At 73.3% G+C, this 16,519-nt stretch carries 13 protein-coding genes; 7 read left to right on the forward strand and 6 right to left on the reverse strand.

The features are described from left to right. Positions 1-32 precede the first annotated feature (32 nt). From WA788_RS09095 to WA788_RS09110, 4 genes are all read right to left on the reverse strand, one after another. Complete coding sequence (locus WA788_RS09095; RefSeq protein ID WP_335973853.1) at positions 33-443, reverse strand: DUF3040 domain-containing protein; 411 nt, start codon at positions 441-443, stop codon at positions 33-35. Positions 444-725: 282 nt separating this feature from the next. Next, a complete protein-coding gene (locus WA788_RS09100; protein ID WP_335973856.1) occupies positions 726-1,508 on the reverse strand; it encodes a methyltransferase in 783 nt (260 codons plus the stop codon). Between the two features lie 167 nt (positions 1,509-1,675). Further along, complete coding sequence (locus WA788_RS09105) at positions 1,676-2,989, reverse strand: outer membrane protein assembly factor BamB family protein (RefSeq protein ID WP_335973859.1); 1,314 nt, start codon at positions 2,987-2,989, stop codon at positions 1,676-1,678. A 135-nt stretch (positions 2,990-3,124) separates the two neighbouring features. Further along, positions 3,125-4,168, reverse strand: a complete 1,044-nt coding sequence (locus WA788_RS09110) for a glycoside hydrolase family 26 protein (RefSeq protein WP_335973863.1) — start codon at positions 4,166-4,168, stop codon at positions 3,125-3,127. 299 nt (positions 4,169-4,467) lie between these two features. Between WA788_RS09110 and WA788_RS09115 the strand changes: the two genes are divergently transcribed. The 3 genes from WA788_RS09115 to WA788_RS09125 are packed head-to-tail and all read left to right on the forward strand — an operon-like array spanning position 4,468 to position 8,614. Further along, complete coding sequence (locus WA788_RS09115) at positions 4,468-4,797, forward strand: hypothetical protein (RefSeq protein ID WP_335973866.1); 330 nt, start codon at positions 4,468-4,470, stop codon at positions 4,795-4,797. 38 nt (positions 4,798-4,835) lie between these two features. Then, a complete protein-coding gene (locus WA788_RS09120) occupies positions 4,836-7,007 on the forward strand; it encodes a bifunctional polysaccharide deacetylase/glycosyltransferase family 2 protein (RefSeq protein WP_335973868.1) in 2,172 nt (723 codons plus the stop codon). Continuing rightward, complete coding sequence (locus tag WA788_RS09125) at positions 7,004-8,614, forward strand: acyltransferase family protein (protein ID WP_335973872.1); 1,611 nt, start codon at positions 7,004-7,006, stop codon at positions 8,612-8,614. The genes WA788_RS09120 and WA788_RS09125 overlap by 4 nt, the downstream gene beginning before the upstream one ends. A 172-nt stretch (positions 8,615-8,786) precedes the next feature. On the opposite strand, the gene WA788_RS09130 is transcribed toward WA788_RS09125, so the two are convergent. After that, the gene (locus WA788_RS09130; RefSeq protein WP_335973877.1) at positions 8,787-9,812 is read right to left on the reverse strand and encodes an amidohydrolase family protein; all 1,026 of its coding nucleotides are present in this window, start codon (positions 9,810-9,812) and stop codon (positions 8,787-8,789) included. 95 nt (positions 9,813-9,907) lie between these two features. Here WA788_RS09130 and WA788_RS09135 point away from each other — a divergent pair, with 95 nt between their 5' ends. After that, a complete protein-coding gene (locus WA788_RS09135; protein ID WP_335973882.1) occupies positions 9,908-10,792 on the forward strand; it encodes a LysR family transcriptional regulator in 885 nt (294 codons plus the stop codon). Positions 10,793-10,799: 7 nt separating this feature from the next. Here the strand turns inward: WA788_RS09135 and WA788_RS09140 are convergent, their stop codons facing one another. After that, a complete protein-coding gene (locus tag WA788_RS09140; RefSeq protein ID WP_335974167.1) occupies positions 10,800-11,318 on the reverse strand; it encodes an SAV_6107 family HEPN domain-containing protein in 519 nt (172 codons plus the stop codon). Between the two features lie 212 nt (positions 11,319-11,530). On the opposite strand from WA788_RS09140, the gene WA788_RS09145 reads away from it, so the two are divergent. The 3 genes from WA788_RS09145 (at position 11,531) to WA788_RS09155 (ending at position 16,517) form a co-directional block, all read left to right on the forward strand. After that, positions 11,531-12,157, forward strand: a complete 627-nt coding sequence (locus WA788_RS09145; protein ID WP_335973887.1) for a TetR/AcrR family transcriptional regulator — start codon at positions 11,531-11,533, stop codon at positions 12,155-12,157. A gap of 438 nt (positions 12,158-12,595) precedes the next feature. Next, on the forward strand, positions 12,596-14,107 hold the full coding sequence (locus tag WA788_RS09150; RefSeq protein ID WP_335973890.1) for a phytoene desaturase family protein: 1,512 nt from the start codon (positions 12,596-12,598) through the stop codon (positions 14,105-14,107). Between the two features lie 154 nt (positions 14,108-14,261). After that, complete coding sequence (locus WA788_RS09155) at positions 14,262-16,517, forward strand: terpene synthase family protein (RefSeq protein WP_335973893.1); 2,256 nt, start codon at positions 14,262-14,264, stop codon at positions 16,515-16,517. Positions 16,518-16,519 lie beyond the last annotated feature (2 nt).

Consider the following 16,519-nt stretch of genomic DNA (forward strand, 5'->3'; position numbering starts at 1 on the left):
TCGGGGGCGCGCCCTTCGTACGACGAACGGTGTTACTGGCCCTGCTGGTCGCGGCGGCGCTGCCAGCGCTCCTCGATGCGGTCCATGACCTTGCCGCGGCGCTGCTGGCGACGGGCTCCGAAGCGGCGGCCGAAGTGTCCGGGGACCGCGGCGGGCCCGGCCTCAGGGGGCCGGTTGGCGCGGCGCCAGGCGGTGACCGCGAGGACGGCGCACGCCAGCATCACCAGGAACCCGACCACACCGAGCCAGGCCTGCTGCGCGACCATTCCGCCGATGAGCAGCGCGATCCCGCACACGAAGCCGAGCACGGCCAGGTAGACCCTGCGACGGGTGAACGCGCGCACTCCGTTTCCCTCGAGCGCCGACGCGAACTTGGGATCTTCGGCGTACAGCGCGCGCTCCATTTGCTCGAGCATGCGCTGCTCGTGCTCCGAGAGCGGCACGGAGACCTCCTACTCGTCGGTCGCGCGGGGCCGCGACCGGGTCCGACCCTTTCAGGATAGGCGGGAATCCGCTGCGTGAAACCCACCCCACTGCGCCAATCCGACGGGGCACTTCTTCCCCGTCGGACGCCACGTCATGCCAGCATACGGTCAGGAATGACGGCGCGGGCGGGGCTGTGACGGACTCGGCGGCCGGTCCGGCCGGGCCCGTGGCGGGCTCCGCCGCGGGCCCGCGGTGCGCCCGGGGCGGGCGCCGGGCGCACGGTGACCGCCCGGGGCGGGTCAGTCGCGCTCGGCGAGGACGTGGAGCTGGGTGGCGACCGAGTGGAACCCGGGGTCCTCGGCGGCGGCCAGCTCCAGCCGCAGCAGGGCCTCCAGGGCGCCCGGCTCGGTGTCGACCAGCACTCCGGGCACCAGGTCGGCGAAGACCCGCACACCGTGCACGGAGGCCGTGCGCAGGCCCGCCTCGCCGACCAGGCGGGTCAGGCCGTCGGCGGTGAAGCGGCGGGGCAGGGAGTCCGCGGCGCCGTATCGTCCGTCCGGGTCGAGCAGCGCCTGCTGGGCCTCGGCGAAGTGGCCGGCCAGCGCACGGGCGAGGACGGCGCCGCCGCGGCCGGCGGCGAGCAGGCTGAGCGAGCCGGCCGGGCGGAGGGCTGCCACCACGTTGCGCACGCCTTCCGCGGGGTCGTCGACGTACTCCAGCACGCCGTGGCACAGCACCATGTCGTACCCGCCGGGGCGGACCACGCCGAGCAGGCCGTGCACATCGCCCTGGACGGCGGTGACGCGGTCGGTCACCCCGGCCTCGGCGGCCCGGCGCTCCAGCGCGAACAGCGCGTCCGGGCTGGGGTCGACGACCGTGACCCGGTGGCCGAGGCGGGCGACGGGCACGGCGAAGTTGCCGGTGCCGCCGCCGATGTCCAGGACGTCGAGCACCGGGCGGTCCGCGGCCTTGGTCCGCCTCTCCAGGGCGCCCTGGAGCACCTCCCACACCACAGCGGTACGAAGGCTGGCACGGGGGCGGATCGGCTCCGGCCCTCCTGGACTGGACCCTGCACGGGACATGGCGGGCGGCTCTCCTCGCGGTGGTGCCGGCGATGCTGCCGGCGGTGGTGCTGGGGGGGGTGGCGGCCACCATGGGCGCGGCCACGTCCCACTCTAGACCCGTACTTCGCGGGTCGTTGATGCATACGGTGTGGCCGGCCTGGGGGTGTCCTGGGCCGGGCGCGGGCTCAGCGCGCGTAGGTGACGCCGCCGGAGGTGGCCTGTGCGGCGACTTCGAGGACGCCGCCGTCGGGCGTCACGTACAGGGCCCCGGCGGTGAAGTGCCGGCTGGAGTTCTCGGCGGGGAGGGCGGCGACGGGCGTGGCCCGGCCGGTGCGCGGCGCGACGCGGACCACCTGGGGGGCGGCGGGGGTGCCAGTGAGGGCGTAGACCGGGTCGTCCGCCTTCAATGGGGTGGCCAGCGCGATCGCCGGGAGGTGCCACAGCTTCGCGCCGGTGGCCACGTCGAAGCCGTCGATCTCGGGGCCCGCCGCCGTCTGGGCCGGGGTGACCAGCACCTTGCCGATGACGCGGGCGCTGTGGTCGGCGTCGGTGCCGTTGCCGGGGTCGAGTTCGGTGTCGCCCACGGCGAGCTTGCGGCTGCTCCCGGTCGGCTCGATCACCCGGACGCTGTCCTCGCCCGCCGTGTGCTCCCCGGCTATCAGCGGGGAGGCGCTGAAGACGTGCGCCACGTCGGTGTGCGCGTCCTGCTGCCTGCTCCACAGCCGCTTGCCGGTCGCGCCGTCGTAGGCGGCCAGGGTGAACGGCGCCTTGCGGTCGGCGCAGTAGTCGTCCACCAGCACCACCCCGGTGCCGCCCCACACGTAGGCGTTGCAGTAGTAGCCGCGCGGGCTGAAGCCCCACACCCGCCGCCCGGTGCGGATGTCGAGGCCGCCGAGGAAGTTCTCGCTGACGATGGTGGCGACGCCGCCCTGCACATAGGTGTCGGCGGCCGCCGCCGTGGGGTGCTTGGCGTCGGTCAGCGGCACCGTCCACAGCACCTTGCCGGTCCCGGCGTCGATGCCGGCCAGCGTGGTGCAGGTGCTGCCGTCCTTGCCGAAGGCGATGGTGCCCAGGCCGCCGGCGGTGAGGGTGGGCGACATCGCGCAGGGCCGCGTGCCGCCGTGCGCGATCTTCGGCGGCAGCGCCGCGCTCCAGGCCGGTGCGCCGTCGGCCAGCCGGTAGGCCCGCAGGCCGCCGTCGGTGCTGGCGCGGATCAGGAGCTTGCCAGTGACCCAACTGCCGACCAGCGCGTCGTCGGCATCCGGCGCAGGGTGCTGCCAGGCGGTGGCCAGGTGCCGGGACGCGGTGGGGGCGGCGTCCTCCCGGTGCAGCGCGACCGCCGTGCCGCCGCCGACCGCGGCGAGCAGCACGAGGGCGAGCACGAGCCGCCGGGTGCGACGCCGGCCGGAGCGCGCCGCGGCCCGGTCCGCCGCCCGGGCGGCGGCCCTGCCGTCGGGCCGCGCCGGGCTCCCCTCCTCCGGCGCCATCTGCGTCGTCATCCCTGGTGCGTCCCTTTCCTTGGCGTGCGGTGAGCCCTAGACGGGCTTGCGGGCTCCTGGTCGGCCCCCGCCGGGCGCTCGGCGTTTCCGGGGCTCCGGAGCCCGTGCGACGGTGCTGCTCGCTCCCGCCCCCGGTCAGCCGCCGCCGAAGGGGTGGCCGAAGTCGTAGCGCGCGGACTCCAGGCGGAAGGCGGCCCGGGAGCCGACCGAGGTGTCGATCCGCCAGTCCATCAACTGAGTGCTGCCCGGCCAGTCCTTGCGCTGGTCGTACCAGACCAGGCCGATCACGCCGGCCGCGGCCGCGCCCTGGAACAGGTCGCGCACCTGCGCCTCCTTGTGGGGGCTCTCGGCCACGCCGGTCTCGGTGATGAGCAGCGGCTTATCGGCGAAGGCGGCGATCTGCTTGATGGTCGGCGTGAAGAGGCTGGAGAACGCGGTGCCGTCGATCGGGCCGTAGTAGCCGATCAGCCCCACCCAGTCCACGTAGGCGTCACCCGGGTAGTACGGCTCCAGCTTGGCCGTCGTGCCGCTGTCGACGACGTGCGGGCTCCACACCCAGATGACGTTGCCGACCTTCTGCCGGCGGAAGACGTCGTGGACGTGCCGCCAGGCCGCCGTGAAGTCGGCGGCCGTCGCGTGGCCGGGGCCCCAGGAGTTCCACGGGCCGTTCATCTCGCCGGCGAAGGAGAGCACCAGCGGCCCGCGGTAGGAGGCGATCTGCCCGGCCAGCCGGCGCACGTACCCGTCGTCGCGGCCGGCGGCGATGTCGGCGAGCGAGGTGTCCGACGGCACCAGGGAGAGCATCGGCAACCGGCCGTGCTGCCACAGGAAGGCGTTGCCCTGGGCGTCGAAGTCGTCACCCCAGGAGGCGTAGTACTCGCGCACGTCCGGGGCGCGGCCGGCCTGCGCCGTGAAGGACTGCACGATCCCGTACTGCCAGGGCGACTTGTCGTCCACCACGCCGAGCAGTCGGCCCGCCGAGGCCGTCCGGCCGGCGGCGGTGCCCAGGGCGCCCAGCTCGTTCCGCAGCGCGGAGACGTCGTAGGGGCCCCCGGTCCCGGTGCTCGCCGCCGCCTTCGGGGAGTCGCTGCCGCCGCCCCCGCACGCCGCCGTCAGCAGCAGTACCGCCACGGTGAGGATGGCGGCGGCCGGGCGGCCGAGGCGGCGGATTCTGGCCATGGAGGTCCGATCGGGCAGGTGGAGACGGGTCGTTGGCAGGGCCGGCGACCGGGCGGGGGACGGGGCGACGGCACGTCAGGGTCGAGTCAGCGGTGATGCGGGGCCAGGCGAGCGCTTGGCTGCGCGACCAGGATCTTATGCTCCGAGAAGCCGATCACCATATTTTCATCACACTTTCGTCACAGGTGGCGGGTAAATCGGGGCAAGGGGCCCAACCGGTCGAGTGCTTGCCAGGTACGAACGCTACTTTTCGACTCCCGCAGCAGTGGTGGCACGATCAGGAAAGTCCGAGGCGTTCGGTGACCAGCAGCCTGTCCGAAGTCGTCGAACCCTCACCCGTGTTCGTCGACCGGTCGGGCCGTCGCGGCCGGCGGCTGCGCGGTCTGGGCTGGGGGGTCGGCGTCGCCTTCGTCGGCCTCACCCTGGCGATGGTCTCCGGCCTGCTCGGCACCCAGGCTGACGCCCCGCCGTTGCACGTGCCGAGGACGGCGGACACCCTGCCGCCCGGCCAGTACGTCGACGCCCCCCAACCCGCCCCGCCGGGCAAGGCCGACCGCACCGGGGACACCCCCTCCGCCACCACCACCGCCGCGGGCGGCGCCTCCTCGTCCCTCTTCGGCTCGCCGTGACCGCCACCGCCCCGTAACCGCCCGAGGACTCGTCGAACATGTCGCGCCACCAACGCCCCAGCAGGTCGGTGCTGCGCCCGCGCAGACTCGCGGCGCCACCTCTGCGCTTCTTCCTGCCGGTCACGCTGCTGGTCACCCTGCTGGCCCTGCTGGTCCTGCGCGGCATGGCGAACAACGAGGTCTTCCACGACGAGAAGGTGGCCGTCTCCGTCGACAAGACCACGGTGCCCAAGAGCGTGCTGGAAGGCGGCCCGGTCGTGGACGCCCGCGGCGCCAAGCAGGACCACCCCGTCAGCTACACCGTCCCGGACAAGACCGTGGTGCTGACCTTCGACGACGGGCCCTCCCCGCAGTGGACGCCGAAGATCCTCGACGTGCTCGCCGAGAAGCACGTCAAGGCGGACTTCTTCGTCACCGGCTCCATGACGACCCGCAACCCCGGGCTGATCCGGCGGATCGTCGCCGGGGGCCACGAGATCGGCGTGCACACCTACACGCACCCCGACCTCGCCCTGCACAACAACATGCGGCTGCACTGGGAGCTGGGCGAGACGCAGCTCGCCCTCGCCGGGGTGGCCGGCATCCACAGCAGCCTCTTCAGGCCGCCGTACTCCTCCACCGCCGACGCCCTCGACGACTGGTCCTGGCCGGTCACCAAGGCGGTGGGCGCGGACGGCTACCTGGTGACCTTCATCGACAAGGACACCGACGACTGGAAGCGCCCCGGCGTCGGCGCGATCGTGCAGGCCGCGATGCCGAAGCTGCCCGGCCAGGGCGAGATGATCCTCATGCACGACGCGGGCGGCAACCGCTCGCAGACGCTGGCCGCGCTGCCGCTGATCATCGACAAGCTCAGGGCGCAGGGCTACACCTTCAAGACCGTCGGCGAGGCGCTGGGCACCGGCTCGGCCAACACCAAGGTCCACGGCTCCACGCTGTGGGCCGGACGGTTCTTCGTGTGGTGCACCTCCTTCTCCGTGGGGGTGATGCCCTGGCTGGTGGCGCTGTTGGCGGTGGTCGGCGTGCTCGTCTTCACCCGGTTCGCGCTGATGTTCGTACTGTCGCTCCTGCACGTGCGCCGCACCAGGAAGCCCGGCTTCCGCTACGGGCCGCCGGTCACCGAGCCGGTCAGCGTCATCGTGCCCGCCTACAACGAGCAGGAGTGCATCACCAACACCCTGCTCTCGTTGGCGGCGAGCGACCACCCGATCGAGGTGGTCGTCGTCGACGACGGCTCGTCCGACGACACCGCGGCGATCGTGGAGGAGCTGGACCTGCCGATGGTCCGGCTGATCCGGCAGCCCAACAGCGGCAAGCCGGCCGCCCTCAACACCGGCGTGGCCGCGGCCTCGCACGACCTGATCGTGATGATGGACGGCGACACCGTCTTCGAGCCGGCGACCGTGCGCGAACTCGTGCAGCCCTTCGGCGACCCGCGGATCGGGGCGGTGGCCGGCAACGCGAAGGTCGGCAACCGCGACACCCTGATCGGCGCCTGGCAGCACATCGAGTACGTGATGGGCTTCAACCTCGACCGCCGCATGTACGACGTCCTCAACTGCATGCCCACCATCCCCGGTGCGGTCGGCGCCTTCCGCCGCGAGGCGCTGGTGCAGGCCGGCGGCATGAGCGACGACACGCTCGCCGAGGACACCGACGTCACGATGGCGCTCCACCGGGCCGGCTGGAGGATCGTCTACGCCGAGAACGCCCGTGCCTGGACCGAGGCCCCGGGCAGCATGAGCCAGCTGTGGTCCCAGCGCTACCGCTGGAGCTACGGCACGATGCAGGCGATGTGGAAGCACCGCCACGCCGTCCTGGAACGCGGCCCCGGCGGGCGCTTCGGGCGCGTCGGGCTGCCATTCGTGGCCCTCTTCATGGTCGTCACGCCGCTGCTCGCGCCGGCCATCGACATCTCCATGATCTACGGCTGCTTCTTCGTGGACCCGTACAAGAGCCTGAGTGCCTGGTTCGCGGTCCTGCTCCTGCAGGGCTTCTGCGCCTGGTGGTCCTTCCGGCTGGACCGCGAGAAAGCCTGGTACCTGATCACGCTGCCGGTGCAGCAGGTGGTCTACCGGGTGCTCATGTACATGGTCCTGCTGCAGTCCTGGATCACCGCCCTGACCGGCGGCCGGCTGCGCTGGCAGAAGCTGCGCCGCACCGGCGAGGTCGGCCTGGACGTCACCACGGGGGAGGCGGTGCGCACATGAGCACCGTGGAACGGGACAACGCGCTGGGCATGCCGGAGCAGCCCGGGCAGCGGGGCACCGCCGGCCGCGGCCGCCACGCGGGCGCGGCGGCGGAGGGCGCCGGGTACGGGTACGGGGGCGCTCCCCAGGGCGCGGAGTACGGGAGTTCGCCGGAGGGCGCCGGGTACGGCGGTGTCCCGGAGGGAGCCGGGTACTGGGGTGCGGCGGGCCGGAGCGGGCACGCGGGCGGTGCGGACGGAGGCTTCGGCGGCCCGTACGCCCGCCCGGCCGCCGACCGCGGCTTCATGAGCGCGGCCGAGCGCGACACGCTGGTGACGGACGACACCGAGACCGTCCAACTGCGGACCATCACCGTGCCGGAGGCGTTCGTCCACCGGACCGACCCGCTCCGGACCGACCCGGAGCCGGCCGGCCCCGATGCCGGGCCGGCCGCCGGTCCCGGGGCCGCGGACACCGCCCCGGCACCCCGTCCGCGCGGCGGGCGGGACCGCTACCTCGACCTGCTGCGCGCCCTCGCACTCGTCCGGGTCGTGGTGTACCACAACTTCGGCTGGACCTGGCTGCCGCTGGTCTTCCCCTCCATGGGCGTGATGTTCGCCCTGGCGGGCTCGTTGATGGCCCGCTCGCTCAAGCGCCCCGCCTGGAGCGTCATCCGCAGCCGCACCCGCCGTCTGCTGCCGCCGATGTGGATGTTCGGCGCCGTCGTGCTGACCGCCATGGTCCTGGATGGATGGGGGCCGCACACCGACGGGCACCCGCGCTGGTGGTGGGGCGAACTCGCCTTTTGGGTCCTGCCGTTGAGCACCCCGCCGTATGCCGACAGCGTGCACGGCTTCGCCGGCCACCTACCGCACAGCTGGGCCGAGCAGGTCGTCGTCCCGCTGTGGTACCTGCGCGCGTACCTGTGGTACGTCCTGTTCTCGCCACTGATGCTGAAGGCTGTGCGGCGGCTGCCCTGGGTGACGCTGCTGGTGCCGCTCGCGGGCTCCGCGTTCCTCAACTCCGGCCTGGTGGACCAGTCCGGCCGGATCATGGAGACCGCCACCGACTTCACCACATTCGGCGCCTGCTGGCTGCTGGGCATGGCTCACCAGGAGGGCCTGCTGCGGAAGATCCCGCAGTACGTGGTGCCGTCGATCGCCCCGCTGGTGCTGGTGGCCGGCTTCTGGCTGCTCCAGCGGGCACCGGTCGACAACCCCCGCGTCGGCCCCGACCTGGAGGCGGTGCCACTGGCCCAGGCGGTCTGGTCGTTCGGCTGCGTGATGCTGCTGCTGCACCTCAGCCCGTCGTGGGAGCACTGGCCCAGACCGCTGGAACGCTTCAACGGCGTGATCACGCTGCTCAACTCCCGTGCGGTCTCGGTGTACCTGTGGCACTGCGTGGCCCTGGTGATGACCGAACCGATCATCGACCAGCTCTGGAACGACCCGTATGCGTACGCCCACCTGCGCTGGCTGCTCACCAGCCAGTGGCTCCCCCTGCTGGTCGCCATCCCCCTGATCGTGCTGGCCCTGCTGCTCTTCGGCTGGGTGGAGGACGCGGCCGCCAAACGCCGCCCCCGCCTCTTCCCCTATCCCCGCCGGGTCAAGGGCCGCCGCCGCGCCTGAGCAGGCCCTCGGCCAACGAGCGTCGCATGCTCTCCGGCGCTCCGCGCCGGGATGGCGGCGGGCGCGGGCAGCACCGACGACATGGCGCCCGCATCCGAAGCGAAAGGGCGTCCGCCGGGTCGGACACCCCCTCGCCACCGCGTCCTGGTGCGCGGTGGCGAGGGGCACCGCGTCAGAGCCCGAACAGCCCCTCGGCGTTGAGATGGGTCATCTTCTCCCTCTCCTCCTCACCGACCGGCAGCTTCTCGATGAAGGCGCGTGTTCCGTCCAGCGCCAGATACGGGTAGTCGACGGACCAGATGATCCGGTCGGCGCCCACCACCTTGCGCACGAACTCGAAGTGCGGCAGGCCCCAGATGCCGCTGGGGGTGACCCAGACATGTCTCCGGTAGATCTCGGTGATGGTGTCCGGCAAGCCGGTCCGTTTCGGCGGGAGCGTATCGTCGAGGCGTTGCAGGGAGAACGGAACCATCTCCCCCCAGTGCCCGCTGATGACCTGGAGGTCCGGGTGCCGCTGGAACGCTCCGGAGAGAATCAGACGCAGGACGTGCACGCCGGCCTCGTTGTGCCACCCCCACGCGCCGAGCGAGAGCCACGAGCTGACGATGGGGGAGAAACCGCCGTAGTAGGCGTCCTGCACCCGCGGCAGCGGGTGGTAGGGGTGGACATAGAGGGGCACCCGCAGATCACTGAGTTTCTGGAGCACCGGCGCGTACCGCAGGTCGTCCAGGAACGTGTCCCCCGGGCGGCCCGCGATGAGTACCCCTTTCAGGCCCAGTTCGCCGACGCACCTTTCCAGTTCGGCGGTTGCCGCCCGCGGGTCCTGCCACGGCAGGACCGCGAATCCGCTCAGCCGGTCCGGGTATGCCTTGACCGCGCCGGCGAGCCGGTCGTTGGCAGCCCGTGTGAGGGCCACGGCCTGCTCGGCGGGAGCGAGTTGCGCCGGCGTGGTGCAGGAGATCACCTGCATCTGGATGCCGTGCTCGTCCATGGCCCTGATCCGGCCCTCGCCGAGATCCACGGCCAGCTCTTCGGCTTCCCGCACCGAGACGACCGTGGGACGCCCGCTGCCCCGCGGCCAGGGTGCCTCCGCGCCCCACTGGGCGCCCATGTAAGGCGCTTCCCGCAGCAGGGCGGGCGCGACGGCCTTCGCCATCTCCCGGTCGACCGTGTGTTCTTCGACACAGATGATCTTCATGCCCCTGATGGTCCCGCCGGTCGGCCTGTCCCGTCCAAGACCTTCCGCGGCCCTTGCCATACCCTCAAGGCATCGGTGCAGGGCTGGGAGTGCGTGTGAGGGACCTGGACCTGCGCAAGGTGCGCTACTTCGTCGCCGTCGCCGACCACGGGTCCTTTGTCCGCGCCGCGGAGGCCCTGCACATCGCGCAACCAGTCCTCTCCCGCCAGATCCGTTCGCTGGAAAAGGACTTGGATGCCACGCTGTTCCACCGGGACGCCAAGGGGACGCGGCTCACCTCGGTCGGCGAGGCCCTGCTGGAGGAAGCACTCGGTCTGCTCGCGGCGGCGGAAGCCGCCCGGCGCCGCGTTCGCGACGTGGCCACCGGCCTGCGCAGATTCACGGTCGGGTTCACTCCCGGTGTGTCCATCGCCCCTGCCGTCCGCGCGTTCTCCGCCCGCCACGCCGACGTCTCCGTGGAGGTGCTCCGCATGGACTTCCTCCAGCGGGCCGAGTCCGTCAGGAGCGGCCAGGTCGACGTCGGTTACCTGCGTGTCCCTTTCCGCGCTCACGGCCTGTCGGTCGAGCCGCTGTTCTCCGAGCCGCGGGTGGTCGAACTTCCGGCCGACCACCGGCTCGCACAGCGCGAGACGGTGCACATCACCGAGGTGGCAGCCGAACGCCTGCTCCTCGACGACGTGCCCGAACGGCATGGCGGCATCCCGGTGCCCGCGGACGAACGCGTGGCACAGCCGGTGCCCGCCGCGCGGAGCATCGAGGAGTTGCTTGAGCATGTCGCCGCGGGACGCGGTGTCATCGTCGTACCGCTCTCGACGGCCCTGTACTTCGCTCGCCCCGACATCACCCATGTCCTCGTCGACGACATCCCCCCGTCCCGGGTCTGCCTTGCCTGGAGGAGTTCCCGGCGTGACGCACTGGTCGGGGAGTACGTCGACATCGGCCGCCGGACGGCGAGCCCCGCCGGGGCACCTGCGACGTGAGTTGCCCTTAGAGCGTGCCGCCTGCCGCGGGCCGGAGCAGCAGCATGCGCTCCACCAGGCGCAGGAACATGCCGGCCGAGCGCAGCAGGTCGTCCGCCTCCCGCGGGCCGGCCGCGCCGGCTATGCCCGCCTCGGCGCGCGCCCTGCGCTCGGCGCCGGCCGCGAACAGGGCGCTCCACTCGGCCAGTTCGGGCGCGACCTCGGGCAGCACCTCCCACGCGCTGCGGATGCGGGCGCGCTTGCGGGGATGGAGCTCGGGGCGGCCGCGGACGGCGAGCACCGCGGCGGCGGTGCGCAGCGCGGCCAGGTGCGCCGTCGCGTACCGCTCGTGGGGGGCGTCGAGCCGGGCGGCCTCCTCCAGTCCGAGGTGGGCCTGGGTGAGCAGGTCGAGTGCGGCGGGCGACGCGGCGGCGCGGCGCAGCACGGGGTGGATGTCGGCGGGCGCTCCGGCGCGGGCGGGAGCGCCGGTGCCCTCGCGCCGCGCGGGCCCGGACGGTGTCAGTGGGCCTGACGGTACGGACGGCATGGGCTGCATCGCGGGTACGGCCATGGCGAGCCTCCTTCTCTCCGTAGCTGCCTGCTGCTTCCTCCTGCTTCCCGATCGGTTCCCATCATCGGCGCCACCACTGACAATCGGCTCTGACCTGCACGGACGTGCCGCGCTACGCGCGTATCCCGGGTCCGGTGGGCCCCGCCGGGTGGAAGAACCGCGGTCGCGGTGCGGGCAGAATCGGGGCCATGACCTCCTCCGCACGACGCCAGGCAACCCGGCAGAGGCTCTTCGAGGCCGCCGTCACCCTCATCGCCGAGCAGGGTTTCTCCGCCACCACGGTCGACGAGATCGCCGAGCGGGCCGGCGTCGCGAAGGGGACCGTCTACTACAACTTCGCCAGCAAGAACGTGCTGTTCGAGGAGTTGCTGCGGCACGGCGTCGGGCTGCTCACGGTGTCCCTGCGGCGCGCCGCCGGCGAGACGGCTTCGCGCGGCGGCACCCGGGTCGACGCGCTCAACGCGATGATCCGGTCCGGCCTGGCCTTCATCGTCCGCTACCCGTCCTTCACCCAGCTCTACGTCGCCGAGCTGTGGCGGACCAACCGGACCTGGCAGGACACCCTGATGACGGTGCGCCAGGAAGCGGTCGCCGTCGTCGAGCAGGTGCTCGGCGAGGCGGTGCAGCGCGGTGAGGTCAGCGACGAGATCGACGTGCCCCTGACCGCGTCCGCGCTCTTCGGCATGGTGCTCGTCGCCGCCCTGGACTGGCAGGCGTTCCAGCCCGAGCGGAGTCTCGACGACGTCCACGCGACGCTCTCGCAGCTGCTCCAGGGGCGGGTGGGCGGCGCCGCGGCGCACCGAACCACTCGGTGATCCGCGGGCCAACCCCCGTTGCGGGTCTGGGGGCGCGGGACCGTTTCCGCCGCCCCGTGTCGGCGGCCCCGGCCGCGCCCCTCCCGCGACCCCTACTCTTCCCGCTGCGCTCGGCCGGGCCATCCGTACAGGTACTCATCCCTCTACCTAGGTACCCCCACGTACCTGCCCCGCCCCGCCGCCCCGGTATCGCTCGGGCCTTCCGTCCACCTCCCCCGCCCCGCCGCTCCGGTTGCGTCCGTGCCCGGCCCCCGCCGGTGGCCGGTTGCGCGCGCAGTTCCCCGCGCCCCTGGGCAACTGCGGCTCCTCCGCGAAGTCCCGAGGCCACCCAGGGGCGCGGGGAACGGCGCGGGCGGCCGTCCACCGGGGGTCCCGGGGCCGACGGGGCGGGGGCGCCCGGGGGGAGAAGGGGGCACACGGAGTGGATACGCTCGCGGGATGGGACGGATTGCGGTGGTGGGCGCGGGGATGGCCGCGATGGCGGTGGCGGCGCGGCTGGGTGCGGCCGGGCACGAGGTCGTGGTGTACGAGCGCGGGGAGACGTACGGGGGCGCGGTGGGGGCGCTGCGGCGGGAGGGCTTCGCGTTCGACACGGGCCCGGGCGTGCTGGTGCTGCCCGCGGTGTACCGCGACCTGTTCGTGAAGACGGGCCGGGAGCCGCTGGAGGAGTGCGTCGAGCTGGTGCAGACCGACCCCGCGGCGCGGCACGTGTTCGCCGACGGCACGGACGTGGCGCTGCCGAACGCCTCCCGCTCGGGCGTGATCGAGGCGCTGGACGCGGCGTTCGGCGCGGGCAGCGGTGAGCGCTGGAGCGACGTGCTGGTCCGGGCCCGCGAGGTGTGGGAGGGCGTGCGGCGGCCGCTGCTGGAGGAGCCGGTCGCGGACCCGGGGCCGCTGGCGAAGGACCCGTACCCGGGGCGCAGGAGGGGCCTGTTGCGGCGGTCGCCGTCCCTGGCGGACGTGGCGGCGCGGGAGTTGGGCGGCGACGTGCGGGCGGCGGCGCTGCTGGAGTGGTACGCCCTGGGGCACGGGCTGGACCCGCGGACGGCGCCGGCCGCGGCGGCGGTGCTGCCGTACCTGGAGCAGTCGTTCGGCGTCTGGTACGTCCGCGGCGGGCTGCGCGCGCTGGCGGACGCGCTGTACGAGCGGTGCCGCGCCCGCAGGGTGGAGTTCCGCTTCGGCCGCGAGGTGGCGGGCGTGGAGGTGCGCGGCGGCGTGGTGCGCGGGCTGCGCTTCGCGGACGGCGAGGTGGCCGACGCGGACGTGGTGGCCGCCTCGGTGCCGGTGCCGTACCTGCCGCAGGAGAGCCTGCCGCAGGCCGCGGCGCCGCTGACGGGGGCGCGGGGCGAGCCGGGGCGCTGCACGGTGCACGTGGCGCTGCGGGGCTCGCGTCCGGCCGGTACGGCGCACCGTACGGTCGTGCACGCCGCGGACCGGGGAGCGGCGCTGGAGTGGGTGTTCGGGCGGCGCCGGGCCGGGGCGCCGCCGGTGGACGCGCTGACGGTCGCGGTGCTGCGGCCCGACGACCCGGCGCTGCGCCCGGACGACGGGCACGAGGCGGTGACCGTGACGGCGACGGTGCCGCGGCACAGCTCCGGCGGGGGCGCCGGAGTGGACTGGTCGGAAGGGGGGTTCGCGGACGCGTTCGCCGAGCGGCTGCTGGAGGTCGCGGAGCGGGCCGTACCGGGTCTGCGGGAGCGGGAGTTGTGGCGGGAGGTCCGCACCCCGCTGGACGTGGAGCGGGCGACGGGCGCGGCGGGCGGCAGCGTGCCGGTCCCCTCGCTGCCCGGCGCGGGCGGCACCCTGCTGCGCCCGCCGAACCGGACGCCGGTGAAGGGGCTGTACTTCCTGGGGGGTTGGGCGCACCCGGGCGGCGGGCTGCCGCACGCGGGCATGTCCGCCGCGATCGTGGCCGACCTGGTCGCCGGGGGCCCGGGCGGCAGCCGCTGACGTCCGCGGAACCGGGTGCAAGATCGTTAATCGCCCGGCCGCGGAATTCAACCCATCGGGCGGAAAAGGGCGTTGGCGGCTCACCGGGCCGACCGGGGCCGACCTAGCGTGAGCGCTGTACCGGTCATCGGTTGAGCGGAAGGTCTTACCCAGGATGCCGCAGCCCTTCGTACTGCCCGCGTTCTACGTGCCGTACCCGGCGCGGCTGAACCCGCACCTCGAAAGCGCCCGGGAGCACTCGAAGGAGTGGGCCCGGCAGATGGCGATGATCGAGGGCTCGGGCGTCTGGGCGGAGTCGGACTTCGACGCGCACGACTACGCCCTGCTGTGCGCGTACACCCACCCGGACGCGCCGGGGCCGGAGTTGGACCTCGTCACCGACTGGTACGTGTGGGTGTTCTTCTTCGACGACCACTTCCTGGACATCTTCAAGCGCACCCCGGACATGGCGGGTGCGAAGGCGTACCTGGACCGGCTGCCCGCCTTCATGCCGGTGGACCTCGCGCAGGAGGTCCCGGAGCCGACGAACCAGGTGGAGGCGGGCCTGGCCGACCTGTGGCGGCGGACGGTGCCGCAGATGTCGGAGGGCTACCGGCGGCGGTTCCACGAGAGCACCCGGCACCTGCTGGAGGAGTCGCTGTGGGAGCTGTCGAACATCAGCGCCGGGCGGGTGGCGAACCCGATCGAGTACATCGAGATGCGCCGCAAGGTCGGCGGGGCGCCGTGGTCGGCGAACCTGATCGAGCACGCGGCGGGCGCCGAGGTGCCCGACGTGATCGCGGCCAGCCGCCCGATGCGGGTGCTGCGCGACTGCTTCGCGGACGCGGTGCACCTGCGCAACGACCTGTTCTCCTACCAGCGGGAGATTGAGGACGAGGGCGAGCTGTCCAACGCCGTGCTGGTGCTGGAGCGCTTCCTCGATCTCGCCCCGCAGGAGGCCGCCGACGCGGTGAACGACCTGCTGACCTCGCGGCTGCACCAGTTCGAGCACACCGCGCTGACCGAAGTGGAGCCGCTCTTCGAGGAGTTCGGGCTCGACCCGGCGCAGCGGCTGGCGGTGTTCGGCTATGTGAAGGGGTTGCAGGACTGGCAGTCCGGCGGCCATGAGTGGCATCTGCGCTCCAGCCGCTACATGAATGGCGCGGACGGCGCGTCGCGGGCGGTGGGCGCGCTCGGCGGGCCGACCGGCCTGGGCACCTCGGCCGCGCAGATCGCCGCCTCGCTCGCCGGGACGCTGCCGCAGCGCGCCCGCGCCTACGGCCACGCGCCCTTCCGGCCGGTCGGCCGCCTGCGGCTGCCCGCGGTGCCGATGCCGTTCGCCACGACGCTCAGCCCGCACCTGGACGCCGCCCGGGCGCACAACGCGGCCTGGAGCCGCCGGATGGGCCTGCTGGACCCCGAGCCGGGCGGCCCGCTGCCGGAGGGCCTGTGGAACGCGGGGCAACTGGCCGACTACGACTTCGCGCTGTGCGCGGCGGGCATCCATCCGGCCGCTTCGCCCGAGCAGTTGGACCTGGTCACGGACTGGCTGACCTGGGGCACCTACGGCGACGACTACTACCCGGTGGTATTCGGCCGCTCCGGCGACCTGGCGGCGGCCCGGATCACCACCGAGCGCTTCAAGCTGTTCATGCCGCTGGACGCGGGCGCGGTGCCGCCGCCGCTGACCGCGCTGGAGCGCTCGCTCGCCGACCTGTGGCGGCGCACCGCGGGCCCGATGGCCCCGGCCGAGCGGCGGAGCTTCCGCGCCTCGATCGACGACATGTGCGCGAGCTGGCTGTGGGAGCTGGCCAACCAGCGGCTGAACCGGGTGCCGGACCCGGTGGACTACATCGAGATGCGCCGCAAGACCTTCGGCTCGGACCTGACGATGAGCCTGACCCGGATCGGCCACGGCGACACGCTGCCGGACGAGGTCTACCGCTCCCGGCCGGTGCACGGCATGGAGGTCGCCGCCCAGGACTTCGCCTGCCTGCTCAACGACGTGTTCTCCTACCGCAAGGAGATCGAGTTCGAGGGGGACCTGCACAACGCGGTACTGGTGGTGCAGAACTTCCTGGACTGCGGCCCGCAGCAGGCGATGGACGTCGTCGGGGACCTGATGGCCGCCCGCATGGCGGAGTTCCAGCACATCACCGAGCACCAACTCCCGTCGCTCTTCACCGAGTTCGACCTCGACGAGCCGGGGCGCGAGATGCTGCTCCGCTATGTGCGGGAGCTGCGGGACTGGATGGCCGGCATCCTCACCTGGCACGAAGGGTGCGCCCGCTACACCGACGAGGCCCTGGTGCGCCACCATCCGCACGCCCCGGCCGCGGCGGCCGTGCGGCACCCGTGGAGCGCGTGGACGATCCCCTCGGGCCCGGGCCTGTCCGCGGCCCGGCTGGCGTCCCTGCTGGGCGGGCGCTGACC

This window comes from Streptomyces sp. CA2R106 (assembly GCF_037034245.1).
In the GTDB taxonomy this organism is placed as follows: Bacteria; Actinomycetota; Actinomycetes; order Streptomycetales; family Streptomycetaceae; genus Actinacidiphila.

Excerpts from the sequence above, each read along its gene's own strand:
- WA788_RS09110 (WP_335973863.1), bottom strand. The coding sequence starts at position 4,168 with ATGGCCAGAATCCGCCGCCTCGGCCGCCCGGCCGCCGCCATCCTCACC.
- WA788_RS09105 (WP_335973859.1), bottom strand. The coding sequence starts at position 2,989 with ATGACGACGCAGATGGCGCCGGAGGAGGGGAGCCCGGCGCGGCCCGAC.
- WA788_RS09130 (WP_335973877.1), bottom strand. The coding sequence starts at position 9,812 with ATGAAGATCATCTGTGTCGAAGAACACACGGTCGACCGGGAGATGGCG.
- WA788_RS09125 (WP_335973872.1), top strand. The coding sequence starts at position 7,004 with ATGAGCACCGTGGAACGGGACAACGCGCTGGGCATGCCGGAGCAGCCC.
- WA788_RS09100 (WP_335973856.1), bottom strand. The coding sequence starts at position 1,508 with ATGTCCCGTGCAGGGTCCAGTCCAGGAGGGCCGGAGCCGATCCGCCCC.
- WA788_RS09120 (WP_335973868.1), top strand. The coding sequence starts at position 4,836 with ATGTCGCGCCACCAACGCCCCAGCAGGTCGGTGCTGCGCCCGCGCAGA.
- WA788_RS09150 (WP_335973890.1), top strand. The coding sequence starts at position 12,596 with ATGGGACGGATTGCGGTGGTGGGCGCGGGGATGGCCGCGATGGCGGTG.
- WA788_RS09145 (WP_335973887.1), top strand. The coding sequence starts at position 11,531 with ATGACCTCCTCCGCACGACGCCAGGCAACCCGGCAGAGGCTCTTCGAG.
- WA788_RS09155 (WP_335973893.1), top strand. The coding sequence starts at position 14,262 with ATGCCGCAGCCCTTCGTACTGCCCGCGTTCTACGTGCCGTACCCGGCG.
- WA788_RS09140 (WP_335974167.1), bottom strand. The coding sequence starts at position 11,318 with ATGCCGTCCGTACCGTCAGGCCCACTGACACCGTCCGGGCCCGCGCGG.